At 71.6% G+C, this 25,731-nt stretch carries 24 protein-coding genes; 17 read left to right on the forward strand and 7 right to left on the reverse strand.

Going from position 1 to position 25,731, the window contains the following annotated elements; translation table 11 throughout:
- The first annotated feature begins 132 nt into the window (after positions 1–132).
- From LZ017_RS05135 to LZ017_RS05165, 7 genes are all read left to right on the forward strand, one after another.
- Positions 133–1,596 (forward strand): catalase, encoded by a 1,464-nt coding sequence (locus LZ017_RS05135; RefSeq protein WP_241299272.1) that lies wholly within the window; start codon positions 133–135, stop codon positions 1,594–1,596.
- 321 nt (positions 1,597–1,917) lie between these two features.
- Complete coding sequence (locus LZ017_RS05140; protein ID WP_308194061.1) at positions 1,918–3,405, forward strand: methyl-accepting chemotaxis protein; 1,488 nt, start codon at positions 1,918–1,920, stop codon at positions 3,403–3,405.
- Between the two features lie 83 nt (positions 3,406–3,488).
- Positions 3,489–3,986, forward strand: coding sequence for a DNA starvation/stationary phase protection protein (locus LZ017_RS05145; protein ID WP_241298998.1), 498 nt, complete (start codon positions 3,489–3,491; stop codon positions 3,984–3,986).
- A 6-nt stretch (positions 3,987–3,992) separates the two neighbouring features.
- Positions 3,993–5,429, forward strand: a complete 1,437-nt coding sequence (locus tag LZ017_RS05150; RefSeq protein ID WP_241298999.1) for a TolC family protein — start codon at positions 3,993–3,995, stop codon at positions 5,427–5,429.
- 37 nt (positions 5,430–5,466) lie between these two features.
- Complete coding sequence (locus LZ017_RS05155) at positions 5,467–6,438, forward strand: HlyD family secretion protein (RefSeq protein ID WP_241299000.1); 972 nt, start codon at positions 5,467–5,469, stop codon at positions 6,436–6,438.
- A gap of 4 nt (positions 6,439–6,442) precedes the next feature.
- Positions 6,443–7,624 (forward strand): ABC transporter permease, encoded by a 1,182-nt coding sequence (locus LZ017_RS05160; protein WP_241299001.1) that lies wholly within the window; start codon positions 6,443–6,445, stop codon positions 7,622–7,624.
- Positions 7,621–8,796, forward strand: a complete 1,176-nt coding sequence (locus LZ017_RS05165) for an ABC transporter permease (RefSeq protein ID WP_241299002.1) — start codon at positions 7,621–7,623, stop codon at positions 8,794–8,796. The genes LZ017_RS05160 and LZ017_RS05165 overlap by 4 nt, the downstream gene beginning before the upstream one ends.
- Positions 8,797–8,809: 13 nt before the next feature.
- Here LZ017_RS05165 and LZ017_RS05170 read toward each other — a convergent pair whose 3' ends face one another.
- The gene (locus LZ017_RS05170; RefSeq protein WP_241299003.1) at positions 8,810–10,288 is read right to left on the reverse strand and encodes a PLP-dependent aminotransferase family protein; all 1,479 of its coding nucleotides are present in this window, start codon (positions 10,286–10,288) and stop codon (positions 8,810–8,812) included.
- A gap of 152 nt (positions 10,289–10,440) precedes the next feature.
- Here LZ017_RS05170 and LZ017_RS05175 point away from each other — a divergent pair, with 152 nt between their 5' ends.
- Together LZ017_RS05175 and LZ017_RS05180 are read left to right on the forward strand one after the other, a co-directional pair.
- The gene (locus tag LZ017_RS05175) at positions 10,441–10,749 is read left to right on the forward strand and encodes a DUF2917 domain-containing protein (RefSeq protein ID WP_241299004.1); all 309 of its coding nucleotides are present in this window, start codon (positions 10,441–10,443) and stop codon (positions 10,747–10,749) included.
- 85 nt (positions 10,750–10,834) lie between these two features.
- Positions 10,835–12,487 (forward strand): peptide chain release factor 3, encoded by a 1,653-nt coding sequence (locus LZ017_RS05180; RefSeq protein ID WP_241299005.1) that lies wholly within the window; start codon positions 10,835–10,837, stop codon positions 12,485–12,487.
- 15 nt (positions 12,488–12,502) lie between these two features.
- Here the strand turns inward: LZ017_RS05180 and LZ017_RS05185 are convergent, their stop codons facing one another.
- Positions 12,503–13,033, reverse strand: coding sequence for a porin family protein (locus LZ017_RS05185; RefSeq protein WP_241299006.1), 531 nt, complete (start codon positions 13,031–13,033; stop codon positions 12,503–12,505).
- Positions 13,034–13,275: 242 nt separating this feature from the next.
- Between LZ017_RS05185 and LZ017_RS05190 the strand changes: the two genes are divergently transcribed.
- Positions 13,276–14,373 (forward strand): PQQ-dependent sugar dehydrogenase, encoded by a 1,098-nt coding sequence (locus LZ017_RS05190; protein WP_241299274.1) that lies wholly within the window; start codon positions 13,276–13,278, stop codon positions 14,371–14,373.
- Between the two features lie 19 nt (positions 14,374–14,392).
- On the opposite strand, the gene LZ017_RS05195 is transcribed toward LZ017_RS05190, so the two are convergent.
- On the reverse strand, positions 14,393–15,346 hold the full coding sequence (locus LZ017_RS05195; protein WP_241299007.1) for an MBL fold metallo-hydrolase: 954 nt from the start codon (positions 15,344–15,346) through the stop codon (positions 14,393–14,395).
- A 262-nt stretch (positions 15,347–15,608) separates the two neighbouring features.
- Here LZ017_RS05195 and LZ017_RS05200 point away from each other — a divergent pair, with 262 nt between their 5' ends.
- From LZ017_RS05200 to ubiA, 6 genes are all read left to right on the forward strand, one after another.
- A complete protein-coding gene (locus LZ017_RS05200) occupies positions 15,609–16,382 on the forward strand; it encodes an ABC transporter ATP-binding protein (protein WP_241299008.1) in 774 nt (257 codons plus the stop codon).
- Complete coding sequence (locus LZ017_RS05205) at positions 16,379–17,089, forward strand: ABC transporter ATP-binding protein (protein ID WP_241299009.1); 711 nt, start codon at positions 16,379–16,381, stop codon at positions 17,087–17,089. The genes LZ017_RS05200 and LZ017_RS05205 overlap by 4 nt, the downstream gene beginning before the upstream one ends.
- Positions 17,090–17,116: 27 nt before the next feature.
- Positions 17,117–18,334: an ABC transporter substrate-binding protein gene (locus tag LZ017_RS05210; protein WP_241299010.1), complete on the forward strand. Its 1,218-nt coding sequence runs from the start codon at positions 17,117–17,119 to the stop codon at positions 18,332–18,334.
- Between the two features lie 128 nt (positions 18,335–18,462).
- Positions 18,463–19,350 (forward strand): branched-chain amino acid ABC transporter permease, encoded by an 888-nt coding sequence (locus LZ017_RS05215; protein ID WP_241299011.1) that lies wholly within the window; start codon positions 18,463–18,465, stop codon positions 19,348–19,350.
- Position 19,351: 1 nt separating this feature from the next.
- A complete protein-coding gene (locus tag LZ017_RS05220) occupies positions 19,352–20,335 on the forward strand; it encodes a branched-chain amino acid ABC transporter permease (RefSeq protein WP_241299012.1) in 984 nt (327 codons plus the stop codon).
- Positions 20,336–20,363: 28 nt separating this feature from the next.
- Positions 20,364–21,266: a 4-hydroxybenzoate octaprenyltransferase gene (gene ubiA, locus LZ017_RS05225; protein WP_241299013.1), complete on the forward strand. Its 903-nt coding sequence runs from the start codon at positions 20,364–20,366 to the stop codon at positions 21,264–21,266.
- Positions 21,267–21,278: 12 nt separating this feature from the next.
- On the opposite strand, the gene LZ017_RS05230 is transcribed toward ubiA, so the two are convergent.
- The 4 genes from LZ017_RS05230 to LZ017_RS05245 all read right to left on the reverse strand — a co-directional run bounded on the left by LZ017_RS05230 (position 21,279) and on the right by LZ017_RS05245 (position 25,112).
- Positions 21,279–22,067, reverse strand: a complete 789-nt coding sequence (locus LZ017_RS05230) for a hypothetical protein (RefSeq protein WP_241299014.1) — start codon at positions 22,065–22,067, stop codon at positions 21,279–21,281.
- A gap of 78 nt (positions 22,068–22,145) precedes the next feature.
- Positions 22,146–22,703 carry a chorismate lyase gene (locus LZ017_RS05235; RefSeq protein ID WP_241299015.1) on the reverse strand — a complete coding sequence of 186 codons (558 nt, stop codon included), beginning with the start codon at positions 22,701–22,703 and terminating at the stop codon, positions 22,146–22,148.
- 15 nt (positions 22,704–22,718) lie between these two features.
- Positions 22,719–23,531, reverse strand: a complete 813-nt coding sequence (gene proC / locus LZ017_RS05240; protein ID WP_241299016.1) for a pyrroline-5-carboxylate reductase — start codon at positions 23,529–23,531, stop codon at positions 22,719–22,721.
- Positions 23,532–23,594: 63 nt separating this feature from the next.
- Positions 23,595–25,112 (reverse strand): PLP-dependent aminotransferase family protein, encoded by a 1,518-nt coding sequence (locus LZ017_RS05245; RefSeq protein ID WP_241299017.1) that lies wholly within the window; start codon positions 25,110–25,112, stop codon positions 23,595–23,597.
- A gap of 189 nt (positions 25,113–25,301) precedes the next feature.
- On the opposite strand from LZ017_RS05245, the gene LZ017_RS05250 reads away from it, so the two are divergent.
- Entirely contained in the window at positions 25,302–25,640 is a 339-nt protein-coding gene (locus LZ017_RS05250) for a hypothetical protein (protein WP_241299018.1), read from the forward strand.
- Positions 25,641–25,731: the final 91 nt, after the last annotated feature.

Raw genomic sequence — 25,731 nt, forward strand, 5'->3', positions numbered from 1 at the left:
ATTAAAATGGCATGTTTGATAGCTGAAATCTAAAGTCTCTCCATCGCCAAGACGCCCCGCTTCCCAGGGGCCGCCACGACCGCAAGGAGAGACGCCATGAAGCCGCAAGACCGCCCCGCCCAGTGCCCCGTGATGCATGACGCGCCGCGCCTGACCACCACCGCCGGCGCCCCGGTGGCCGACAACCAGAACTCGCTGAGCGCCGGCGCCCGCGGCCCGCTGCTGCTGCAGGACTATGCGCTGATCGAGAAGCTGGCGCACCAGAACCGCGAGCGCATCCCGGAGCGCGTGGTGCATGCCAAGGGCTGGGGCGCCTTCGGCACGCTGACGGTCACGCAGGATCTCTCGCGCTACACCCGCGCCCGGCTGTTCGGCGAGGTCGGCAAGACCACGCCGCTGCTGGCGCGCTTCTCCACCGTGGCGGGCGAGCTGGGCGCCGCCGATGCCGAGCGCGATGTGCGCGGTTTCGCGCTGAAGTTCTACACCGAGGAAGGCAACTGGGACCTGGTGGGCAACAACACGCCGGTGTTCTTCATCCGCGACCCGCTCAAGTTCCCCGACTTCATCCGCACGCAGAAGCGCCACCCGGCCACCCATTTGCGCTCGGCCACCGCGGCCTGGGACTTCTGGAGCCTGTCGCCGGAAAGCCTGCACCAGATCACCATCCTGATGAGCGACCGCGGCATCCCGCTGAGCCCGCGCTTCATGAACGGCTACGGCTCCCACACCTTCAGCTTCTGGAACGCCGACGGCGAGCGCTTCTGGGTCAAGTTCCACTTCAAGACCCGCCAGGGCCACCGCCACCTGAGCAATGCCGAAAGCGAGCAGGTCATCGGCCGGAGCCGCGAGAGCTACCAGGAAGACCTGTACGGCGCGATCGCGCAGGGCGACTACCCACGCTGGACGATGTACGTGCAGGTCATGCCCGAGCTGGACGCGGAAAAGACCGCCTACAACCCCTTCGACCTGACCAAAGTCTGGCCGCATGCCGACTACCCGCTGATCGAGGTGGGCGTGCTGGAACTCAACCGCAATGCCGAGAACTACTTCGAGGAGATCGAGCAGGCCGCCTTCTCGCCCAGCAACGTGGTGCCCGGCATCGGCTTCTCGCCGGACCGGGTGCTGCAGGCACGCCTCTTCAGCTATGCCGACGCGCACCGCTACCGGCTGGGCACGCACTACGAGGCGCTGCCGGTGAACGCGCCGCGCTGCCCCGTCCACCACTACCACAAGGACGGGGCCATGAAGTTCTTCCGCACCCCCACCGGCCACCCCGAGGCCTATTACGAGCCCAACAGCTTTGGCGGCGCGGTCCAGGACCCCGGCGTCGCCGAGCCGCCGCTGCGCCTGCGGGGCGACGCGGCGCGCTTCGACCACCGCGTCGGCAACGACGACTACGGCCAGCCGGGCGCGCTGTTCCGGCTGATGGACGAGGGCCAGCGCGCGCGCCTGGCGGCCAACATCGCGGCCTCGATGCGCGGCGTGCCGGCCTTCATCGTGGACCGCCAGCTGGCCCACTTCGATCGCGCGGATCCCGCCTACGGCCTGGGCGTGCGCGCCGCGCTGCGCGAGGCCGGCGTGGTCTTCGGCGCCTGACCGAGGCGGATGGAGCCATGGCGATGAAAAAGGGACGCCGCCTGTTCGGACTTGCGCTGGTGGCGGCCGGCACCTTCATCCAGGTCCGCCATCTGGCGGGCTGGATGTGGCATGCCGGCCTCTAGGAATTGTCCAGATTTGCGCATTCGACGACGATTTGTGCGCAGGACTGGATCCAGAGCAAGAAAGCGTGCGGCTTTCACGCGCGGGCGGCCTTGAGGCAGGTCACCATCGGTGCTTTGTGCGGCCTGCGGCCGTTTCGCTGTACCGAAGGAGGCCCAGATGCGGCAAAACCTCCCCGTCACCCAAAAAGAATTCCCGGTGCCTCCGCACGCGCTGCTGGTGTCCACGACCGACCTCCAGGGGCGCATCACCCACTGCAACCGCGCCTTCGTCGAGGTCAGCGGCTACAGCTACGAGGAACTGCTGGGCGAGCCGCACAACCTGGTGCGCCATCCCGACATGCCGCCCGAGGCCTTCAAGGACCTCTGGGCCACCGTCGGGCGGGGCCGGCCCTGGACCGGCATCGTCAAGAACCGGCGCAAGGACGGCGACCACTACTGGGTGCGCGCCCATGTGACGCCGGTGCTGGACGAGGGCAAGCCGGCGGGCTACATGTCGGTGCGCGAGCCGGCCTCGGCCGAGGAGGTGCGTGGCGCCGAGGAGTTGTACGCGCAGATGCGCGAGGGCCGCGCCCGCGTGCGCCTGCATGCCGGCCGGCTGCGCGGCCGCGGGCTGGGCGAGCTGGTCGCCCGCGTGCACCGGCTGAGCCTGAGCCAGCGTCTCAGCGCCGGCCTGCTGGTGCTGCTGCTGACGGGTCTGTGGGCGCAGCCCTTGGGCCTCTGGGTGCTGGGCGGCGTGCAGCTGGGCGTGGCGCTGGCGCTGCTGGCCTGGTTCCGCATCAGCATCCAGAACCGACTGGACGAGGCGGAAGAGGCGGCGATGCGCCTGGCCAGCTGCAATCTGCGCGGCGTGCTGGAGCCCGTGCATCCGCATCCGCTCAGCGGGCTGACGCGCGCCCTGGGACAAATCCAGGTCAACCTGCGTGCCGTGATCGGCGATGCGCGCGAGGAAGTGCGCGGCACCATCAGCACCACCGACGCGCTGGCGCGCGGCGGCCAGGACCTGTCCAGCCGAACCGAGGTGCAGGCCGGCGCGGTGCAGAAGACCGCGGCCTCGATGGAACAGATCGCCGGCACCGTGCACCAGACCGCCGGCACCGCGCAGCAGGTGGCCCAGCAGGGCGAGCGCGCGGCCGCCACCGCCCATGAGAGCGGCCAGGCCGTCGCGCTGGTGGACGAGGCCTTCCGCGCCATCGAGGACTCCTCGCGCCGCGTCGCCGACATCGTCCAGGTCATCGAGGGCATCGCCTTCCAGACCAACATCCTGGCGCTGAACGCCGCCGTCGAGGCCGCGCGCGCGGGCGAGCAGGGCCGTGGCTTCGCGGTCGTCGCCGGCGAGGTGCGTACGCTGGCCCAGCGCAGCGCCGGCGCCGCCAAGGAGGTGCGCGCGCTGATCGAGGCCTCCACGCGCAGCGTGGCCGACAGCGCGCGGCGCATGGGCGGCGTGCACAGCGCGATCGCCAGCGCGGTCGACGAGGTCGGCCGCATGGGCAGCATGATCCGCGAGATCACCGCGGCCACGACGGAGCAGTCCTCCGGCATCGCCGAGGTCAACCAGGCCGTCGCCGAGCTGGACCGCATGACCCAGGCCAACGCGGACATGGTGGTGCAGACCACCGCCGCGGTCGAGGCGCTGAGCCGCCGCACCGAAACCCTGGACCGCTCGCTGCAGGTGTTCCGCACCTAGGACGACTTCGGGCGGGGCGACACGCAGGAGGCGTAAAGTCCAGGCATCCTCTGTCCACGCCTCGCAACGAAGGGAGTCTTTTCATGGCAAAGAGCAAGTCCACCGCCCCCGCGCTGAACATCGGCATCAGCGCCAAGGACCGTGGCGCAATCGCCGCCGGCCTGTCCAAGCTGCTGGCCGACACCTACACGCTGTACCTGACCACGCACAACTTCCACTGGAACGTCACCGGCCCGATGTTCAACACGCTGCACACCATGTTCATGGGGCAGTACACCGAGCTGTGGAACGCGGTGGACCCGATCGCCGAGCGCATCCGCTCGCTGGGCCATCCGGCCCCGGGCTCCTATGCCCAGTTCAAGGCCCTCAGCTCGCTGAAGGACGCGCCCACGACGCCGCCCAAGGCGCTGGAGATGGTGCGCATCCTGGTCGAGGGCCACGAGGCCGTGGCGCGCACCGCGCGCGAACTCTTCCCGCTGGTGGACAAGGCCAGCGACGAGCCCACGGCCGACCTGCTCACCCAGCGCCTGACGGTGCATGAGCAGACCGCCTGGATGCTGCGCAGCCTGCTCGAAGAGTAAGGCGAGGTGAGCCCGCGCAGAGCGGACCGGCCGCGCCACGCGGGCCGGGCCAGCCCCGCCCTGCCCCGCGCGCCGCGCCGCCTGGCCGCGCTGCTGGCGCTGGTGCTGGGTGGTGCGACGGCCCAGCCGCTGAGCTGGGACGAGGCGGCGGCACGCCTCAAGCAGGCGTCGCCGCGCCTGGCCGCGGCGCGCGCGGCGCTGGAGCAGCGCGAGGCCCAGGCCGAGGGCATACGCCGCCTGGGCGGGCCGGTGCTGAGCCTCTACGGCTTTGCCTACCGCTACCAGGCCAGCCTGGATCTGGACCTGGACCCGCTGAACCAGCGCGTCGACCAGATGACCGGCGTGCTGCCGCCCCCCATCGCCGGCATGCTGCCGTCGCTGCCCCAGCTGCCGCCCAGCTACACGCTGCAGCGCCGCGACGGTGGCAGCGTCGCCAACCTCGGCGCGGTCTGGCCGATCTACACCGGCGGCGCGGCCGACGCCGCGCGCGGCCTGGTCAAGGCCCAGGGCGAGGAAGCCCGCGCCGACCTGGGCCAGCACGAGGACGAGACCCTGGCCCAGCTGGCCCAGCGCTACTTCCTGACCCAGCTGGCCGAGCGCGCGGCGCGGCTGCGCGAGGCCGCCGCCAGCGCGATCGCCGAGCACGATGCCGCCGCCGAGAAGGCGCTGCGCGCGGGCCTGGCCTCGCGTCTGGAGCGGCTGCAGGCCCAGGCCGCGCTGGCCGACGCCCGCCAGGCCGCCCGCAAGGCGCGCAGCGACGCCGAACTGGCCGCCAGCGCGCTGGCGCGCAGCCTGCAGCTGGCCGAGCGGCCACGGCCTAGCACGCCGCTGGCGGTGGACGCCGAGCCGCTGGCGCCGCTGCCGCAGTTCATCGACCAGGCCCTGCTGCGCCACCCCGGGCTGGCCAAGGTCGCGGCCAAGAAGAGCCAGGCCGAGCAACTCAAGGCGGCCAGCGACGCGCTCAACCGGCCGCAGCTGTTCGCCTTCGGCCAGTACCGCATCGGCCACCATGGCGACTGGGTCGCCGGGCTGGGCCTGCGCTACAACCTCTGGGACTCGCTGGACCACCAGGCGCTGGAGCGCAGCCATGCGCGCCAGATCGCGCAGGCCGAGGCCACCGACGCCCAGGCGCGCAGCGACATCGCGCTGCTGGTGGAACAGCAATGGCGCGCCGCCGAGTCCGCGCGCGAGCGCTACCAGTCCATGGCCGCGCAGGATGAGCTGGGCCAGGAGCTGCTGCGCCTGCGCCAGGCCGGGCTGCGCCAGGGCACCAGCACCGCGCTGGACCTGATCGACGCCGAACTCAAGCTCGCCCAGCTGCGCACCGAGCGTGCCCAGGTGGCCTATGACTACCTGATGGCCCTGACCCAGCTGTTGCAGGCCAGCGGCCAGATCGGCCGGCTGGGCGAGCATCTGGCGCGGGCCCGGCTGCGCGTCGAATGAGCGCGCCCGGGCGCCGCCCCCCACGAGGACCGACCGTATGAAAGCCAAGCAAGTCCTGACCCCCGTGCTGCTGATCGCCGCGCTGGCCGGCATCGTCGCGCTGTGGCGTGCCGGTCGCGGCCCCGAGCAGGCGCCGCTGCAGGGCATGATGGAAGCGCAGGAAACCGACATCGCGCCCAAGCTGACCGGGCGCATCGCCGCGATCGCGGTGCAGGAAGGCCAGAACATCGCCGCCGGCGCGCTGCTGTTGCGCATCGACAGCCCCGAGGTCGAGGCCAAGCTGGCCCAGGCCAGCAACGCCGAGGCCGCGGCCTCGGCGGTGGCGGCCAAGGCGCGCAATGGCGCGCGGCCGCAGGAGCTGGTGATGGCGCAGGCCAATTACGAGCGCGCGCGCGCCGGCGCCGAGCTGGCGAAGAAGAGCTTCGAGCGCGTGGACAGCCTCTACCGCGACGGCCTGATCGCCGCGCAGAAGCGCGACGAGGCCGAGACCCACTGGCGCGCCAGCGAGCGCCTGGCCGAGGCCGCCCGCGCGCAGTGGGACATGGCGCGCGCCGGTGCGCGCGCCGAAGACCAGGCCGCCGCCGCCGCGCAGGCACGCCAGGTCGCCGGCCTGGTGCGCGAGGTGGAGGCCGCGCGCGCCGAGACCGAGCTGAAGAGCCCGGTCGCCGGCGAGGTGGCCAAGGTGCTGGCCAAGGTCGGCGAGCTGTCGCCGGCCGGCGTGCCGGTGGTCACCGTCGTGGACCTGAAGGACCAGTGGGCGCTGTTCAATGTGCGCGAAGACCAGCTGGCTCGCTTCGCGGTGGGCCAGGAGTTCGACGCCGAGCTGCCGGCGCTGGCGCAGCGCCGCGTGCGCTTCAAGGTGGTGGCCAGCAAGGCCCTGCCGGACTTCGCCACCTGGCGCGCGACGCGCGGCAACCAGGGCTACGACCTGAAGACCTTCGAGGTCAAGGCCCGACCGCTGCAGCCGGTGGCCGGCGCCCGCCCCGGCATGAGCGTGATCCTGCCCTGAGCCCATGGCCGTGAACCCGTCCGGCGCCTGGTCCGCGGTCTGGCGGCGCGAATGGGCGCGGCTGCGCGCCGCCCCGCTGGACCTGGCGATGATCTCCTGGGTGCCACTGCTGCTGGCCCTGCTGCTGCTGTGGACCTTCTCCGCCGGGCTGGCGACGCGGCTGCCGGTGGCGGTGCTGGACCAGGACCACAGCACCGTCTCGCGCCAGCTGCTGCGCCTGCTGGACGCCGCGCCGGGCCTGCGCCTGGCGCTGCCGCTGGCCGACGAGGGCGAGGCGCGCGCCGCGCTGCACGAGGGCCGCGTCTATGGCGTGGTGGTGATACGCGACGGCCTGGCGCGCGAGCTCAAGAGCGGCCGCGCCGCCACCGTGACCTTGCTGCACAACGCCCAGTTCAGCACCCATTCCGGGCTGATCCAGAAGGACGTGCGCGCCGCGGTAGGCACGCTGTCCGCGGCGCTGGAGATCCTCGGGCGCGAGAAGCGCGGCCAGGCGCCGCTGGCCGCTGCCCAGGGCTTCGAGCCGCTGCGCGTCGCGCTGGCCTCGCAGTACAACCCGGCGGGCAACACCCAGCAGTTCCTCGCCAGCGCGCTGCTGCCGGCGCTGCTGCACCTGCTGGCCATGGTGGCCGGCGCCTGGACCGTGGGCCGCGAGCTGCGCGACGCCAGCAGCCCGCAGTGGTGGGACGCGGCGCGCGGCCGCGCCTGGCCGGCGCTGCTGGCCAAGCTGGCGCCGGCCTGGCTGGCACTGTGCGGCGTGGACCTGCTGGCGGGCCTGGCGCTGCACGGCCTGGGCCTGCTGCCGGGCGCCGCCGCGGCGCCGCTGCTGGCGCTGCATGCGGCGCTGCTGGCGCTGTACCTGGCGCTGGGCGCGGCGGCGGCGCTGCTGTCGCGCTCGCTGCGGCTGGCGCTGTCCGCCGCGGGCTTCATCACCGCGCCGGCCTTCGCGTTTTCCGGCATCGGCTTTCCGCTGATGGCCATGCCCGAGGGCGCGCGGCTGTGGGCCGAGGCCCTGCCGCTGACCTGGCTGATGCGCGCCCAGGTGGCGCTGCAGCAGCAGGGCGCGCCGGCCGCGACGGCGTTGCCGCTGCTGGGCGCGCTGCTCGGCGGCGCGCTGCTGCTGCTGGCGCTGTCGGCCTGGCGGCTGCCGCGCGTGGCGAACGACCCGGCGTCCTGGGGGCGGCGATGAGCGCGCCGCGACCGGGTCAGGTCTTGCCCACCGCGCCGGGCTGGGCCGCCGCGCTGTGGGACACCGTGCGCGCGGTGCTGCGCGACCCCGGCGTGCTGCTGATGCTGGTGCTGGCCCCGGTGCTGTACTCCTTCTTCTACCCCTGGCCCTATGCCACCGAGCAGCTGCAGCGCGTGCCGGTGGCGCTGGTGGACCAGGACCACAGCAGCCTGAGCCGCCAGGTGCAGCGCTTCGCGCAGGCCAGCCCGCGGCTGGCGCTGCGCCTGGTCACCGCCGACGAGGGCGAGGCGCGCGCCGCGATGGCGCGCGGCGAGATCCACGGCTATGCGCTGCTGCCCGCGGGGCTCAAGCGCGATGCCGGCCGCGGCCGGGGTCAGGTCGTGCCGGTGCTGGCCGACGGCGCCTATGTCCTCGTCAACAAGGTGGTGCTGAGCGGCTTTGGCGAGGTGCTGGGCACGGTGTCGGCCGGCATCGAGCTGCGCCAGCTGCAGGCCGCCGGGCAGGCGCCGCTGCAGGCCCAGGCCAGCCGCAGCCCGCTGGGCGTTCAGCTGGCCGCGCTGGTCAACCCGCACGAGGGCTACGGCAGCGCCGTGGTGCCGGCGGTGGCGGTGCTGATCGTGCAGCAGTTGCTGCTGATCGGCGTCGCAATGTGGGTGGGCCAGCGCTTCGAGGACCGCGGCCGCCGCGCCGAGGGCCTGCGCGCCTGGTGCGGGCGCACCACCGCCTTCGCGCTGTTCGGGCTGGCCAGCGCGGCCTGGTTCTTCGCGCTGATCTTCCCCTTCTTCGGCTATGCGCACGGCGGCAACCCGGCCGGTGCCGCGCTGCTGCTGCTGCCTTTCTGCTGGGCCATCGCGGCCGCCGGCGTGGCGCTGGGCGCGTGGCTGGCCGAGCGCGAACGGGCCATGCAGCTGCTGTTGTGCAGCTCGTTGCCCATGGCCTTCCTGGCCGGCTTTTCCTGGCCGCGCGAAGCCTTGCCGGCGCCGCTGTGGTGGCTGGGCGAGCTGATCCCGGCGGTGCCCGGCATCCAGGCCTTCGTGCGCCTGAACCAGATGGACGCGCCGCTGCAGGCCGTGTCCGCCCAGGCGCTCGCGCTGGGCCTGCAGGCCCTGGGCTACAGCCTGCTCGCCGCCTGGGCGCTGCGGCGCGCCGAGCGGCGGCCGGCACGGGGCTAAGGGCCCCGGGCTCTCACCCCGCCGCGCCCCGCATCGCACGGGCCAGCTCGCCGACGCGGCGCAGCGCGGCGGGATGGCGCTCGCTCCAGTCGGCCCCGACGCCGATGCGTAAACAGCTCTTGAAGCGCGCATGGGCGCTGAACAGCGAGCCCGGCGCCACCAGGATGCCCTCGGCCTGCGCGGCCAGCTGCAGCGCCTGGGCTTCCAGGCCGCGCGGCAGCTCCACCCACAGCAGGAAGCCGCCCGGCGGATCGCTGACGCGGGTGCCGGCCGGGAAGTGCTCGGCGATCAGGCCGCGCGCCAGGTCCAGCCGGCCCGCGGCCCAGCTGCGCAGCTGGCGCATCTGCGCGCTGTGCCCGGCCTGCGACAGCAGGTCGGCCACGGCCAGCTCCAGCACCGCGGTCTGCGCGCCCTGCACGTTCTTGAGCCGGCGCAGCTCGTCGGTCCAGCGGCCCGCCTCCACCCAGCCCAGGCGCAGGCCCGGCGCCACGGTCTTGGTGAAGGAATCGCACAGCATCACGTGGCCGCTGGTGTCGTAGCTCTTCACGGTGCGGCGCAACTCGTCGTGGAAGACCAGGTCGTTGTAGACCGCGTCCTCGATCACCGCGATGTCGTGGCGCGTGGCCATCTGCGCCAGGCGGCGGCGCTCGGCCAGCGGCATGCAGCTGCCCAGCGGGTTGGACAGCGTAGGCACCACCATCACCGCCTTCACCGGCTGGGTGTCCAGCGCCAGCTGCAACGCGTCCAGCGACAGCCCATGGCGCGGATGGGTGGGGATCTCCAGCGCGCGCAGATGCAGGCTCTGCAGCAGCTCCAGGAAGGAGTAGTGCGTGGGCGACTCGATCGCGACCACGTCGCCCGGCCGGGTCACGGTGCGCAGGCACAGGCTGATCGCCTCCATGCAGCCCGCGGTCAGCGTGATGCGCTCGGGGTCCAGGCTGCAGCCCAGGTGCAGCGCGTAGCGGGCCAGCGCGCGGCGCGCCTCGACATGGCCATGCGGCTCCGGATAGTGGCACAGCAGGCCGCGGTGGCGCTGCACCGCGCGCACCAGGGTGCGGCGCACGCGCTCGGCGTCCAGCATGGCTTCGCCGGGCGTGCCGCTGCTGAAGCTCACTACGTCGCGCGCCTGCGCCGGCCCCAGCAGGCGCTGGCCCAGCACGTCGACGCAGACCGGATGGGCGCGCCGCAGCGGCCGCGTGAAGCTGGGCTCGGGCAGCCGCGCGGCGGGCTTGCCGGCGACGAAAAATCCCGAGCGCGGCCGCGCCTCGATCAGGCGCGCGTCCTCCAGCCAGTGATAGGCCTGCACCGCGGTGCTGATGGCCACGCCGTGCTGGCGCGCGGTCTCGCGCACCGAAGGCAGGCGCTGGCCGCGCGCCAGGCCGCCGCGGCGTATCGCCTCGGCCAGCCCCTGCGCGATGCGCAAATAGAGCGCCCCCTCCTCGGCCAGGGGCGCGGGCGTGGCCACGGCGGGGGCGCTGTGCTGCAGGTCCATACCTGGATTCTGTACGGGCCGGTGCGAAATGACCCGGTACAGATGGCCGGCGGACCGACCCATACAGATGCGCGCCCGGCCGCTCTGTGCGGCTCCGGCTCGCGCGGCGCTGTGTCTGTCGCACCGGCGTCCCGGCGCCCACAGTGAAGGCCATGAACACGCCAGCCCTCGCCCCCCTTCCCACCGCCCCCGCGGCCCGCAGCGGCGCGCCGGACCACCTGCTGGAGCTGCCGCCCGTGGCCCAGGCCGCGCACCCGGTGCGGGCGCTGGACTGCGAGCCGGACGGCTGGACCGAGCTGCGCGTGCTGCGCGGCCGGGTCTGGCTCACCCGCGAGGGCTGGCCGCAGGACGTCTTCCTGGATGCCGGCCAGCACTGGCGCGTCGAGGGCGCGGCGCGGCTGCACCTCAGTGCCGAGGGCGAAAGCGGCGCCCAGCTGGGCGTGCGCCTGCGGCGCTGGTGAGCCCCCGCGGTGGCCGGATGGAGGGGCTGCCGCGATAATGGCGGGTTTTCCGCCGTCCGGGCCGTCTGCCGGCCCCTGCCCCGCCATGTCCACCGAGCTGAACAGCCGCATCGACACCGAAGTGCGCCGCCGCCGCACCTTCGCCATCATCTCGCACCCTGACGCGGGCAAGACCACGCTGACCGAGAAGCTGCTGCTGTTCTCCGGCGCGATCCAGATCGCCGGCTCGGTGAAGGCGCGCAAGGCCAGCCGCCACGCGACCTCGGACTGGATGGAGATCGAAAAGCAGCGCGGCATCTCGGTGGCCTCGTCGGTGATGCAGATGGAGTACCGCGACTGCGTGATCAACCTGCTGGACACCCCGGGCCACCAGGACTTCTCCGAAGACACCTACCGCGTGCTGACCGCGGTGGACGCGGCGCTGATGGTGATCGACGCGGCCAATGGCGTGGAGCCGCAGACGCGGCGCCTGCTGCAGGTCTGCCGCGCGCGCAACACGCCCATCCTCACCTTCGTCAACAAGCTGGACCGCGAGGTGCAGGAGCCGCTGGCGCTGATGGACGAGATCGAGCGCGAGCTGGGCATGACGGTGGTGCCCTTCACCTGGCCGGTGGGCATGGGCAAGCATTTCCACGGCGTGATGGACCTGCGCCAGCAGCGCATGCGCGTGTTCTCGCCCGGCGAGGACCGCGTCGCCGGCACCGAGGAGGTGCTGGACGGGCTGGACAACCCGGCCTATGCCGAACGGTTCGGCATGCAGTATGACAACGCCCAGGGCGAGATCGAGCTGGTGCGCGAGGCCGCGCCCGAGTTCGACCTGCAGGCCTTCCTGTCCGGCCGGCAGACGCCGATGTTCTTCGGCTCCGCGGTGAACAACTTCGGCGTACAGGAAGTGCTGGACGCGCTGGTCGAGCTGGCGCCCGCGCCGGGCGAGCGCGCCGCGCTGCAGCGCGTGGTGCAGCCGCAGGAGCCCAAGTTCAGCGGCGTGGTCTTCAAGATCCAGGCCAACATGGACCCCTCGCACCGCGACCGCATCGCCTTCCTGCGCGTGGCCTCCGGGCATTTCGAGCGCGGCATGCGGCTCAAGGTCGTGCGCAGCGGCAAGGAGCTGCGCCCCAACACCGTGGTGAGCTTCCTGTCCCAGCGCCGCGAGCTGCTGGACGAGGCCTTCGCCGGCGACATCATCGGCATCCCCAACCACGGCGTGCTGCAGCTGGGCGACACCATCACCGAGGGCGAGGCCCTGCAGTACACCGGCCTGCCCTTCTTCGCGCCGGAAATGTTCCGCTCGGTCGAGGTGGCCGATCCGCTCAAGACCAAGCAGCTGCGCGAGGGTCTGCGCCAGCTCGGCGAGGAAGGCGCGATCCAGGTCTTCCGCCCCGAGGCCGGCACCGTGCTGTTGCTGGGCGCCGTGGGCCAGCTGCAGTTCGAGGTCGTCGCGCATCGGCTGGAGCATGAATACGGCGTCAAGGCCCGCATCACCCCGGCGCGCTACAACGTGGCGCGCTGGGTGACCTGCGAGGACTTCGACGGCATCGGCGGCAGCGGCGAGAAGGAGTTGCGCCGCTTCATCGACCACAACGCCCACCGCGTCGCCTGGGACGCGGTGAACGCGCCCACCGTGCTGCTGGAATACGCCGGCGAACTGCGCGCGATGCAGGACAACTGGCCGAAGATCAAGTTCCACGCGCTGCGCGAGCACGCGGGCCTGGTGTTCCAGCAGAAGATGGACGGTTGAGCGGCGCGGCCGCCATCAGAACCTCAGTTCTGCGCCCAGCAATGTGACCCCGGAACTGATCTTGGTGTAGCGCTCGTAGCCCAGATTCATCGAGAAGCTGGGCGTGATCGCATAGCTGACGCTCAGGCCGCCGGACAGCGAGGTCCGCGAGCCCGAAGCGCTCAGATCACGGCTGCGCTCCATCTTCGTGCGCCCCACCCCCAGGCGGGCATTGAGGGCCCACGAATCGCTCAGGGGCATGGAGCCGATCACCGCCACCCCGAGGTGCGAATCGGGATACTCATAGGACCGGGTCTGGAACATCGGAAAGAGCTCGAAGCTCAGGCTGCGCCAGAAGACTTCCGTCGAGAGGTTGGCGCTGAAGCGATAACCCAGGTTAAAGCCGAAGGACGGGCTGCTGCCGATGCGGTAGGTTTCGGCGCTGCCGCTCGCGCGGCCAATGGCGAGGCCGGCATACACGCCCTCCTGCTTGGCATCGGCGGCCGCGGCCGTCCCCGATGCGACGAGGCCGAGGACGGCCACCCAGCGTTTGCTGTGCAATTTCATTCTGTCTCCCTTGATGATGGATGCGCTCCGCGGTCGGCGGAGCCGGTGGCAGCTTAGCGAGCCGCCCATCGCTTGCGTCAAGCGACACGGCGAGCCAGGGCCAAGGTCGTGCGCTCTGCGCCCCATCCCCTGCCGGCGAGCGGGACTTGGTCGGAAAGCAGCGCCGTGGAGGCATCATGGACTTCATCCTCAGCCGGGCCCTGTCTATGCGACTGCTCCTGATCACCGCCCTCGTCGCCACCATGTTTGCGGCTCGCGCCGCCGAGGCGCCCCCCACCCCGGCGCGGCTGGAACCCGTGGTCACCGGCCTGGAATCGCCGTGGGCGATGGCCTTTCTGCCCACGGGCCGGCTGTTGATCAGCGAACGCCCCGGACGTCTGCATGTGGCCGCGCCCGGCGGCAAGCCGGGGCCGGCGCTGCAGGGCGTGCCTGCGGTGGATGCGGGCGGCCAGGGCGGACTGCTGGACCTGGTGCTGGACCGCGAATTCGCGCAGAACCGGCGCCTGTTCTTCTGCTTCAGCGAGGCCGCGGCCGACGGCAAGACCAATGGCACGGCGCTGGCCAGCGCCCGGCTCAGCGAGGATGAGACGCGCCTGGAGCAGGTCCGCGTGATCTTCCGCCAGCAGCCCAAGCTCGCGAGCCGGCTGCACTTCGGCTGCCGCATCGTCGAAAGCCGCCAGGGCCTGCTCTACCTGACGCTGGGCGAGCGCTTCCACGCGATGGACCAGGCCCAGCGCCTGGACAACCACCTGGGCAAGATCCTGCGGCTGCGCAAGGACGGCAGCGTGCCGCCCGACAACCCCTTCGTCGGGCGCGCGGACGCCCTGCCCGAGATCTGGTCCTACGGCCATCGCAACCCGCAGGGCGCGACGCTGGACGACGCGGACCGGCTGTGGGTGCACGAGCACGGCCCGCAGGGCGGCGACGAGCTCAACCTGATCCAGCCCGGCCGCAACTACGGCTGGCCGGTGATCACCTATGGCGAGAACTACGGCGGCGGCAAGATCGGCGAGGGCATCACCGAGAAGCCCGGCATGGAGCAGCCGCTGCTGCACTGGACGCCGTCCATCGCGCCGTCGGGGCTGGCGCTGCTGCGCAGCGCCCGCTATGGCGCGGACTGGCAGGGCAGCTTCTTCATCGGCTCGCTGAAGTTCCGCCACCTGGAGCGCGTGAAGCTGGACCCGCGGACCCTGAAGGTCCAGGCCCGCGGTCCCGCGCTGCCCGACGTGGGCCGGCTGCGCGACGTGCGCGAGGGCCCGGACGGGCTGCTCTACCTGCTGACCGAAAACCCGGGCCAGGTGCTGCGCCTGCGCCCCGCGGCCGAGCCCGAGTCGCGCTGACGCGCGCCGGCCGGCCCCCTCAGCGCGGCTTGGCGCTGTAGTTGGCCGGCAGCCAGAGATAGCCCTTGCCGTCCGGCCGCAGCTTGCCGATCCCGGGGAAGGACACGTGGGCCACGGCCACGTAGTAGCCCTGGTCCGCCGCATCGGCATAGGCCTGCTGGCGCTGCGGCATCGCGGCCTTGGCGTCGGTGTCGAAGGCGATGGTCACGCTGGGGTCGTGGAACTGCACCGCGGCCACATGCATCAGGTCGCCCCAGACGGCCAGTTTCTGGCCCTTGCTTTCCACCATGTACACGGTGTGGCCGGGCGTGTGGCCGGGCGTGGCGACGGCGCGCAGGCCCGGCAGCAGGTCGGTGTTGCCCTCGAAAGGCTTGAAGCGGCCGGCATCGACGTACGGCTTCATCGAGCTCATCGCGCCCTGGAAAAAGCCCTTGGCCTCGGCCGGCGCCTTGGCCGCCTGCTCGGCGCTGAGCCAGAAATCCGCATCGCGCTGGTCGGCGCGCACCACCGCGTTGGGGAAGACCGCCTGGCCGTTCTGCGTCAGGCCGCCGACATGGTCGGGGTGCATGTGGGTCAGGTAGATCTCGTCCACCTGCTCCGGCTCGTAGCCCGAGGCGCGCAGATTGGCGACCAGCCGGCCCAGCGTCGGGCCGAACAGCGAGGCGGCGCCGGTGTCGATCAGCACCAGCTTGCTGCCGGTGTTGACCAGGTAGCCGTTCACCGAGGTCTCCAGCGGCACGCCCAGGTAGGCCTGCTGCAGCGCGCGCAGCACCTGGCCGGGGCGGCGCTCCTTGAGCAGCTTGTCCACCGGCAGGTCCACCGTGCCGTCGTTCAGCGCGGTGATCTCGAAGTCGCCCAGCATCATGCGGTAATAGCCCGGCGCCTGCGATTTCTGCTGCGGCGCGCCGGCCTGCGCGAGGGTGGCGCCCCCCAGGGCCAGCGCCAAGGCCAGGGCTGCGAAACGTGCGGTCATGGAAGTTCCCTTTCTTGCCACGGGCTCCCGGGGCCAGGCCTTGCCCGACGCCGCCCGGAAGATCAGCGCCGCAGCATAGCGGCCGCCCGCCATTTGTGCACCACCATGGCGCGCCCGCGTCACCCGGAGGACAGCGGCTCCCCGGGTTGACCCTTGCGAAAAACTGCGTACAGGGTAGACACGGGTGCCACCGGGCGGGCTTCGCCCTAGATTTCGGGCTTCCACCTCCCCCGAGATGCCGCCCACGGCATCCATTGCGCCGATGAGTGAACTCATCCTGGAGACACGCAAGCTCAGCAAGTCCTTCAAGGGCTTCACCGCGGTCGATTCGGTCGACCTGCGTGTGCGGCGTGGCCACATCCATGCCTTGATCGGCCCCAACGGCGCCGGCAAGACCACCTGCTTCAACCTGCTGACCAAGTTCCTCACGCCCACCAGCGGCGAGATCCTGTTCAACGGCATCGCCATCACCGGCGAGAAGCCGGCCGAGATTGCGCGGCGCGGGGTGATCCGCTCCTTCCAGATCTCCGCGGTGTTCCCGCACCTGACGGTGCTGGAAAACGTGCGCATCGGGCTGCAGCGCTTCACCGGCACCAGCTTCCATTTCTGGAAGGGGCTGGCGGGCCTGCGCCAGCTGGACGCCCGGGCGCTGGAGCTGCTGGAGCTGGTGGACCTGCACAACATGGCGCAGCTGCGCGCCGCCGACCTGCCCTATGGCCGCAAGCGCGCGCTGGAGATCGCCACGACGATGGCGATGGAGCCCGAGCTGATGCTGCTGGACGAACCCACCCAGGGCATGGGCCATGAGGACGTGGAACGCGTCACCGAGCTGATCAAGCGCGTGGCCGAGGGCCGCACCGTGCTGATGGTGGAGCACAACATGCGCGTGATCTCGCGCATCGCCGACCAGATCACCGTGCTGGCCCGCGGCGCGGTGCTGGCCGAAGGCGACTACGACACCGTTTCCCGGCACCCGGCGGTGCTGGAGGCCTACATGGGCAGCGAAGCCACCGAGCTCCAAGGAGCCCATGGATGAGCGCCGCGCTGGACATCAAGGGCCTGCAGGCCTGGTACGGCGAAAGCCACATCCTGCACGGCATCGACCTGCAGGTGCCGCAGGGTCAGGTCTTGACGCTGCTGGGGCGCAACGGCGCCGGCCGCACGACCACGCTGCGCGCGATCATGGGCCTGACCGACCGGCGCAGCGGTTCGGTCAAGGTGCACGGACAGGAGTCCATCCATCTGCCCCCCCACCGGGTGGCCCACCTGGGCCTGGGCTACTGCCCGGAGGAGCGCGGCATCTTCGCGTCGCTCTCCACCGAGGAAAACCTGCGCCTGCCGCCGCCGCTCAAGAGCGGCCGCGGCAAGCCCATGAGCGAGGCGCAGATCTACCAGATGTTCCCCAACCTCGCCGAGCGCCGCCACAGCCAGGGCACGCGGCTCTCGGGCGGCGAGCAGCAGATGCTGGCCGTGGCGCGCATCCTGCGCACCGGCGCGGACATCCTGCTGCTGGACGAGATCTCGGAAGGGCTGGCGCCGGTCATCGTGCAGGCCCTGGCGCGCATGATCCGCGCGCTCAAGGCCGAGGGCTTCACCATCGTGATGGTGGAGCAGAACTTCCGCTTCGCCGCGCCACTGGCCGACCACTTCGCGGTGATCGAGCATGGCCAGGTCGTCGAGTCCTTCCCGGCTGCCGAGCTGGAGTCCAAGCGCGCGCTGCTGGACGAACTCTTGAGCGTCTGATTCCCCCATTCACCAAGGAGACAAACGATGCAACACAAGCGCAAGCCCCTCACGCATGCGGCCCTGGCCGCGCTGCTGGCCTGTGCCGGCTCCGGCGCCCAGGCCCAGATCTCGGGCGATGTGGTGAAGATCGGCATCATCACCGACATGTCCAGCGTCTATGCGGACATCGACGGCGCCGGCGGCGTGGAGGCGATCAAGATGGCCATCGCCGACATGAAGGGCCTGGCCGCCGGCAAGAAGATCGAGCTGATCTATGCCGACCACCAGAACAAGGCCGACGTCGCCGCGTCCAAGGCGCGCGAGTGGTTCGACACCCAGGGGCTGGACCTGCTGATCGGCGGCACCAACTCCGGCACCAGCCTGGCGATGGCCAAGATCGCCGCGGAGAAGAAGAAGCCCTTCATCTCCATCGGCGCCGGCACCTCGCGCCTGACCAACGAGGACTGCACGCCCTACACCATCCACTACGCCTACGACACCGTGGCCCTGGCCAACGGCACCGGCGCGGCGGTGACCAAGGGCGGGGGCAAGAGCTGGTACTTCCTGACCGCCGACTACGCCTTCGGCGCCTCGCTGCAGGCCGACACCTCGGCGGTGGTGACCAAGAGCGGCGGCAAGGTGCTGGGCAGCGTCAAGCACCCGCTCAACGCCAGCGACTTCAGCTCCTTCCTGCTGCAGGCGCAGGGCAGCGGCGCGCAGATCCTGGGCCTGGCCAACGCTGGCGGCGACACGATCAACTCCGTGAAGGCGGCCAACGAGTTCGGCATCACCAAGACCATGAAGCTGGCCGGCCTGCTGATGTTCATCAACGACATCCACTCGCTGGGCCTGAAGACCACCGAGGGCATGTACCTGACCGACTCCTGGTACTGGAACCAAAGCCCCGAGGCGCGCGCCTGGAGCCGCCGCTTCTTCGAGAAGATGAAGCGCATGCCCTCGTCGCTGCAGGCGGCCGACTACTCCGCGGCCATGCACTACCTGAAGGCCGTCGACGCGCTGAAGAGCGACGACAGCGACAAGGTGCTGGCGAAGATGAAGGACACGCCGATCAACGACTTCTACACCAAGGGCACGATCCGCAAGGAAGACGGCCGCGGCGTGCACGACATGTTCCTGCTGCAGGTGAAGTCGCAGAAGGAGTCCACCGAGCCCTGGGACTACTTCAAGGTCGTGACGCGCATCCCCGGCGCCGAGGCCTTCACCAAGCTGGCCGACTCCAAGTGCCCGCTGGTGAAGAAATGAGCCCCTCGCCCCGGCCCATGGCGCTGAACGCGCGGGGGTCTGGGCGGTTCCCCCAGGGGACGCCCGGCGGGCGCCCCGGCAAAACCTTGCGAGCGCGGCCGAGAAGGCAAAGACCATGAGCGAGGGTCATGACTGAACTCTTTGGGATTCCGCTGCCGGCCCTGATGGGGCAGCTGCTGCTGGGCCTGGTGAACGGCTCGTTCTACGCGATGCTGTCGCTGGGCCTGGCGGTGATCTTCGGCATGCTCAACATCATCAACTTCGCCCACGGGGCGCTGTACATGATGGGGGCCTTCCTGGCCTGGATGGGCATGGAGTACCTGGGACTGAATTACTGGGTCATGCTGGTCCTGGCACCGCTGGTGGTGGGCGCGGTCGGGCTGCTGATCGAGCGGCTGATGCTGCAGTGGCTGTACAAGCTGGACCACCTGTACGGCCTGCTGCTGACCTTCGGCATCACGCTGGTGATCGAAGGGCTGTTCCGCTCCTTCTACGGCGTTTCGGGCCAGCCCTATGCGGTGCCGGAGCAGCTCTCGGGCGCCACCAACCTCGGGTTCATGATCCTGCCCAACTACCGCGCCTGGGTGGTGGTCGCGTCGCTGGTGGTCTGCCTGGGCGTGTGGGCGCTGATCGAGAAGACCTCGCTGGGCGCGCTGCTGCGCGCCGGCACCGAGAACCCGCGGCTGGTGCAGGCCTTCGGCGTCAACGTGCCGCGCCTGGTCACGCTGACCTATGCCGGCGGCGTCGCGCTGGCCGCCTTCGCCGGCGTGCTGGCCGCGCCCATCCTGCAGATCAACGCACTGATGGGCTCCAACCTGATCATCGTCGTGTTCGCGGTGGTGGTGATCGGCGGCATGGGCTCCATCCTCGGCTCCATCCTCACCGGGCTGGGCCTGGGCGTGGTGGAGGGCCTGACCAAGGTGTTCTATCCCGAGGCCTCGAACACCGTGGTGTTCGTGGTGATGGCGCTGGTCCTCCTCGTGCGGCCGGCCGGACTGTTCGGGAAAGAGAAGTGATATGAACCAACGAGTGATCGGCTACGCCGCGATGTTCGCCGGCATTGCGCTGCTGCCGTGGCTGGGGGTCTATCCCATCTTCGTGATGAAGGTGATGTGCTACGCGCTCTTCGCCTGCGCGTTCAACCTGCTGATCGGCTTCACCGGGCTGCTGAGCTTCGGCCACGCCGCCTTCCTGGGCGCCGCGGCCTACAGCGCCGGCCATGCGTTGAAGGTCTGGGGCTTTCCGCCGCTGCTGGGGCTGGCCTATGGCACGGTGATCGCGGCGGCCGTGGGGCTGGTGTTCGGGCTGCTGGCGATACGCCGCTCGGGCATCTACTTCTCGATGATCACGCTGGCGCTGGCGCAGATGCTGTTCTTCTATTTCCTGCAGGCGCCCTTCACCGGCGGCGAGGACGGCCTGCAGGCCGTGCCGCGCGGCCACCTGTTAGGGCTGGACCTGGAGAACGACCTGCTGCTGTTCTACCTGGTGCTGGCCGTCTTCGTGTTCGGCTTCTGGCTGATCTACCGCGCCGTGCACTCGCCCTTCGGCCAGGTGCTGACCTCCATCCGCGAGAACGCGGCCCGCGCCACCTCGCTGGGCTATGACGTGGACCGTTTCAAGCTCGTCGCCTTCGTGCTCTCGGCCGCGCTGGCCGGGCTGGCCGGCGCGACCAAGACCCTGGTGCTGGGCTTCGCGACGCTGACCGACGCGGTCTGGACCACCTCGGGCCTGGTGATCCTGATGACCCTGGTCGGCGGCATGGGCACCATGGTGGGCCCCATCGTCGGCGCGCTGGTCATCATCGCGCTGGAAAACAAGATCGGCGACCTGGGCCAGGCCCTGGCCGGCCTGACCGGCATCGCCTGGTTCAACGGCCTGGGCGAATCGGTGAGCCTGGTCACCGGGCTGATCTTCATCCTCTGCGTGCTGGCCTTCCGCCGCGGCCTGGTCGGCGAGGCGGGCGCGCTGTGGGCGCGCCTGCGCCGCGGGGCGTCCACCTAGGCGCCGGGGGCGCGCGACAATGCGGCGCATGTCCACCGCCGCCCCCTCCCGCTTCGCGCTCTACCTGAACCTGATCCGCTGGGACCGCCCGGCCGGCACCTGGCTGCTGCTGTGGCCCACGCTGGCGGCGCTGTGGATCGCCGCGGACGGCTGGCCGGGCTGGCATCTGCTGGCGGTGTTCGCGCTGGGCACCTTTCTGATGCGCAGCGCCGGCTGCGCCGTCAACGACGTGGCCGACCGCGAGTTCGACAAGCATGTGAAGCGCACCGCGCAGCGCCCGGTGACCAGCGGCGCGGTTTCCATCCGCGAGGCGCTGGGGGTGGGCGCGGCGCTGGCCCTGCTGTCCTTCGCGCTGGTGCTGACGACCAATGCGCCGACCATCCTGCTGTCCTTCGCCGCGCTGGCGGTCACGCTGGTCTATCCCTATGCCAAGCGCTTCGTCTCGATGCCTCAGGCGGTGCTGGGCGTGGCCTTCTCGTTCGGCATTCCGATGGCTTTTTCGGCCGCGCAGGGCGGCAGCGAATGGAGCCTGGCCAGCGTGAACGCGGCCGTGCCGTGGACGGCCTGGGGCCTGCTGGTTTCCAACCTGTTCTGGGTGCTGGCCTACGACACCGAGTACGCGATGGTGGACGCCGACGACGACATCAAGATCGGCATCAAGACCTCGGCGCTGACCCTGGGCCGCTACGACGTCGCCGGCGTGATGGCTTTTTACGCGCTCTTCATCGCCAGCTGGACCTGGCTGGGCCTGCGCCTGGGGCTGGGCCGCTGGTTCCTGCTCGGCATGGCCGTGGCCGTCGCACAGGTGCTGTGGCACTACACGCTGATCCGCCGGCGCAGCCGCGAGGGCTGCTTCAAGGCCTTCCGCGACAACCACTGGCTGGGCTTCGCGATCTTTGCCGGCACGGCGCTGGACCTGGCGCTGCGCTGAGCCCCGGCGGCGCTAGAAGCGCAGCCCCGCCGAGAACCGCGTCGCGTCGTCGGTGGAGAAGTTCTGCTTCGGGTCGCGCGCCAGGCGCAGAAACCAGCGCGGCCAGTCCCAGGTCGCGCTCCAGCCCCAGGCGCGCACCGGCCCGCCGTCGCCCTGGCCGCGCTTGTGCATCAGGTCCAGGGTCAGGCGTTGCCCCTCTGCCAGGGGCCAGCGCAGCAGAACGTGGGTGTCGCGCTGGCCGGTGTGCAGGCGATCGTCGGCGACGACGAAGAGCTGCAGCCCGCGGCCATCGTCCTCATGCCAGCCCAGGCCCACGGTGATCGCGTCGTTGGGATCGAAGTTGAGGTTGTAGTAGGGCTTGAGGTTGGTCCGTCCCCAGCCCAGCAGGCCATACCAGCGCGTGCCCAGCTGCAGATTGACGCTGCCGCCGACGAAACCGCGCGAAGCCAGTTGCAGCGAAGGCTGGAGCTGGGCCCAGCCGGTCAGGTTGATGCTGGCATCGGCGCCGGCCCGCGCCTGCGAGCCGAACTGGGGATCGTGGTACAGGCCGACCCAGGCCTCGCGGTCCTCGCCCCGCCAGCGCAGGTTCAGGTCCTGGCCGGCGTAGCCGCCGTAGTCGTAGTGCCCGGCGGTGAGCTTGAAGGCCGGCTCGTCCGCCTGAGCCGCCGTCGCCATCAGGCCGGCGAGCAGCGCGCCCGCCCACGGCGCGCCGCGCGGCGCAACCGGCAGGAGCCGTCCGGGACGGCGGTGTTCGTGCGAGGTCTTCGGTCCGGGCCAGCGCGCGGCGCGACATTCCGTCATGGCGTGTTCTCCTGGTTGAGCGGCCGGTCCAAGGGCCCTGCCCCCGCCCGCACCGCCGCGGCATGCCGGGCGCAGACTTCAACGAACCGGCTTGCGGCGCCGCAGCGAACCTGGCTTGTAGTTCGCCAGTTCGGGGACGAACAATTCCATCACGCGCAGCTGGGCGCCGCGCCGGGTGAACACCGAGTTGCGCGACCACAGCATCTGCGGCGAGGCCTCGGCGCCGGTCGCCGCCTGCCATTGCTTGAGCATCTGGCGCCGGGTATGGCCCTGGCGGGCCAGGCGGCGCGGCTGCAGCTCGCTGCGCTGGATGCGCGGGTCCTCGTAAAGCAGATGGCCCAGCGGACGTGAGCCCAGGCCCTTGACCGCCTTCCAGGGCCCCTTGAGCGCCACCGCGTGCAGCGCCGAGCGCGCCCACACCAGCGGCCGCCCATCCACGCGCAGCAGCACCTCGCGCACCACCGTGCAGCCGCTACGCGGCAGCCCGAGCGCGCGGCGCTCCAGCTGGCGCAGCGGGGCCACCTCTTGCCGCAAGACCTGCACCTCGAAGCGCTGGCCCAGCGCCGCCACGCGCTTGCTCAGCGAACCCGGTGCACGCAGCCAGCCGCGCAGGCTGCAGCGCGTCGCAATCCCCATCGAGCGAAACTCTCCTCAGCCGCCGAACTCGTCGCCCAGCTCGCGCGCGCGCTGCTCGGCGGCGCGCACCGCGCGCCGCAAGGCCGCGTCCACGCCGTCCGCCTGCAGGCTGGAGATCGCCGCGTGGGTGGTGCCGCCCTTGGACGTGACGCGCTCGCGCAGCAGCGTCGGCGACTCGCCCGACTGCAGCGCCAGCGCGGCCGCGCCGGCGCAGGTGGCCAGCGCCAGCTCGCGACCCTGCGCCTCGCTGAGGCCCATGTCGCGCGCCGCGGCCACCATCTGTTCGACGACGAAGAAGAAATAGGCTGGCCCCGAGCCCGACAGCGCAGTGACCGCGTCCAGGTCCTGCTCGCGCGCCACCCACAGCGTGCGCCCGGTGGGCGCCAGCACCTGCTCGATCCAGCGGCGCTCCGGCTCGCCGACCTCGGCGCGCGCGAACAGCCCGGTGATGCCCTGGCCGATCAGCGCCGGCGTGTTGGGCATCGCGCGCACCACGCGCGCGCTGCCGCTGGCGCGCGCGATCGCGTCGCTGCGCAGGCCGGCCATCACCGACAGCTGCAGCGCCGCGCCCACATGCGGCGCGCAGGGCGCGGCGGCCTCGGCGAAGAGCTGCGGCTTGACCGCCCACACCACCAGTTGCGCATCCGCCAGCGAGGCATCCGCCTGCGCCAGCGCCTGGATGCCCAGTTCCGCCGCGAGCCGCTCGCGCTGCGGCGCATGCGGTTCGACGACGCGCAGATCGCGGGCGGCATGGCCGGCCTTCAAGAGGCCGCCCAGGATGGCGCTGGCCATGTTGCCGCCACCGATGAAGGCAATGCAGGAGCTCATGGAGTTGGGCTGCGGAATCGCTAGGGGTCGTCAGTGTAAGCCGGGGGCAGGCCCGGGCCGGCGCTAGGCGGGCTCGCCCGGCGCTGACAGCGCCCAGGCGGGCGAAAGGTCGACGTCGCGCACCGCGCCGGTCGGTCGCTGCAGGGCCTGCTCGCACAAGCGCCCCAGCGTGCGTATGGCCTCGTGCTGGGCCGCATCCATGGGATGGCCGCAGTTGATGCGCACGAAGCCGTCGAAGCGGGTGGCGTTGGAGAACATCACGCCGGGCGCCAGGCGGATGCCGCGCTCCAGCGCGGCGCCGAACAGCCATTCGGAGGACAGGCCCGGCGGCAGCGCCAGCCACAGCGCCATGCCGCCCGGCGGCAGGCTCAGGCGCGTGCCGGCGGGCAGGTGGTCGGCCAGGGCCTCGGCCATCTGGCCGCGCTGCACGGTCAGGCGGCGGCGCAGCCCGCGCAGGTGGCGGTCCATCTGGCCACCGGAGAGGAAGGCGGCGACCACCGCCTGGCCCAGGGCCTCGTTGGGCCGGCTCTGCGTGTACTTGAGCATGCGCGCGCGCGCATGCCAGCGCCCGGCCGTCATCCAGCCCAGGCGCATGCCCGGCGCCAGGGTCTTGTGCAGCGAGGAGCAGAGGATCACCCGTCCGTCGCGGTCCCAGGACTTGATGGCGCGCTGCGGATCGTCGGCCAGCGCGCCGTAGGTGTCGTCCTCGATCAGGGCCAGGTCCTGCTGATCGCACCAGGCCAGCAGCGCCTTCTTGTGCGCGTCCGGCATGACCGAGCCGAGTGGGTTTTGCAGATTGGGCATGACCACCACGGCGCGCAGCGCGGGCTCCTGGCGGGCGGCCGCCTGCAGCGCGTCCAGCGACAGGCCCGTGTGCGGGCTGGTGGGGATCTCCAGCGCACGCAGCCCCAGGCTTTCGAGGATTTGCAGCAGCCCGTAGTAGGTGGGCGATTCCACCGCGACCGCATCGCCCGGGCGCGCCACGGCGCGCAGCGCGATGGTCAGCGCCTCGGTGCAGCCGTGGGTAACCAGCACCTCGTCGGCGCGCAGCGCGACCTGGGCGTCCAGCGCCAGCCGCGCCAGCGCCTCGCGCAGCGCGGGCAAGCCATCGGGCGGTGGCGGCTCGACCAGCAGCTCGGGATGGCGGCGTAGCAGCCGCTGCCCCTGCAGCGCCAGCGCGCGCAGCGGGTACAGCGCGGCCTGGGCGCTGGCGCCGGCCAGGTTCACCTGCACGCGCGCCGCCAGCGCGCGCGCCAGCAGCGCCGAGATGCGCTGCTGCACGCCCACATAGCGCGCCGGGTCGGGCGGTGCCGGCAGCGGCTCGGCCGCCGGCGGCAGGCGCCGCTGCAACGCCGTGGCGCGCACGAAATAGCCCTGGCGCGGGCGCGCTTCCAGCAGGCCTTCGCTTTCCAGATGGCGGCAGGCCTGCAGCGCGGTGGCCAGGCTGACGCGGTGCAGCGCCATCAGCGCGCGCACCGAGGGCATGCGCGCGGCCGGCGCCAGGCTGCCGGCGGCGATCGCGCGGCGGTAGTGGCTGGCCAGCTGCAGGTACAGCGGGCCCGTGCGTTGCTCGGCGTCCATGGCCCATTGTGCGGGCTGGCCGGGGCCGCGGACCGCAACAGCGCGCCGCATGGCGGACCGGAACAGAGCGCGGGAACCCGCTGTTGCGCATCACAAAGCGCCGCGCTGTGCCTGTTTTCGCCGGGTGCCGCTGCGCACACTGGACCCCGTCATCCCCCACGACGCGGCGCACCACCGCCGCCCCATGCCATGGCCCTGCTGCTCAGCCCCCGCCCCTCGTTCTGGATGCTGCTGCGCGCGCGCTTGCGCGGCGGGCGGCGCGCTGGCACCCCACCCGCCGCTGCCCCGCAGGCCCAGCCGCTGAGGCTGGAACCGGGCCTGAGCCAGGCGCTTTACCTGCCGCGCGGCAGCGTGCTGCACCTGCAGCAGGGCCAGCTGCGCCTGCAGCCGGCGCCGCAACTGCTGGCCGAAACCCTGTGGGCACCGGCGCTACGGCTGCACGCGGGCGCGGTCTGGGAGGCCTCGCAGCGAGGATGGGTGCTGATGCAGGCCGGGGACGCAGGGGCGGTGGTGGCGGTGAGGCGTTGACCGAGGCCTGCGTTTGGCACGGGTTTGGGGCCGAGCGCCGGGCCGCCCCAAGCCGGCCCGTTGGCCGATGTGGGCGGCTCAAGGGCGGCTC

The organism is Pelomonas sp. CA6 (genome assembly GCF_022549225.1).
Taxonomy (GTDB): Bacteria; Pseudomonadota; Gammaproteobacteria; order Burkholderiales; family Burkholderiaceae_C; genus Roseateles.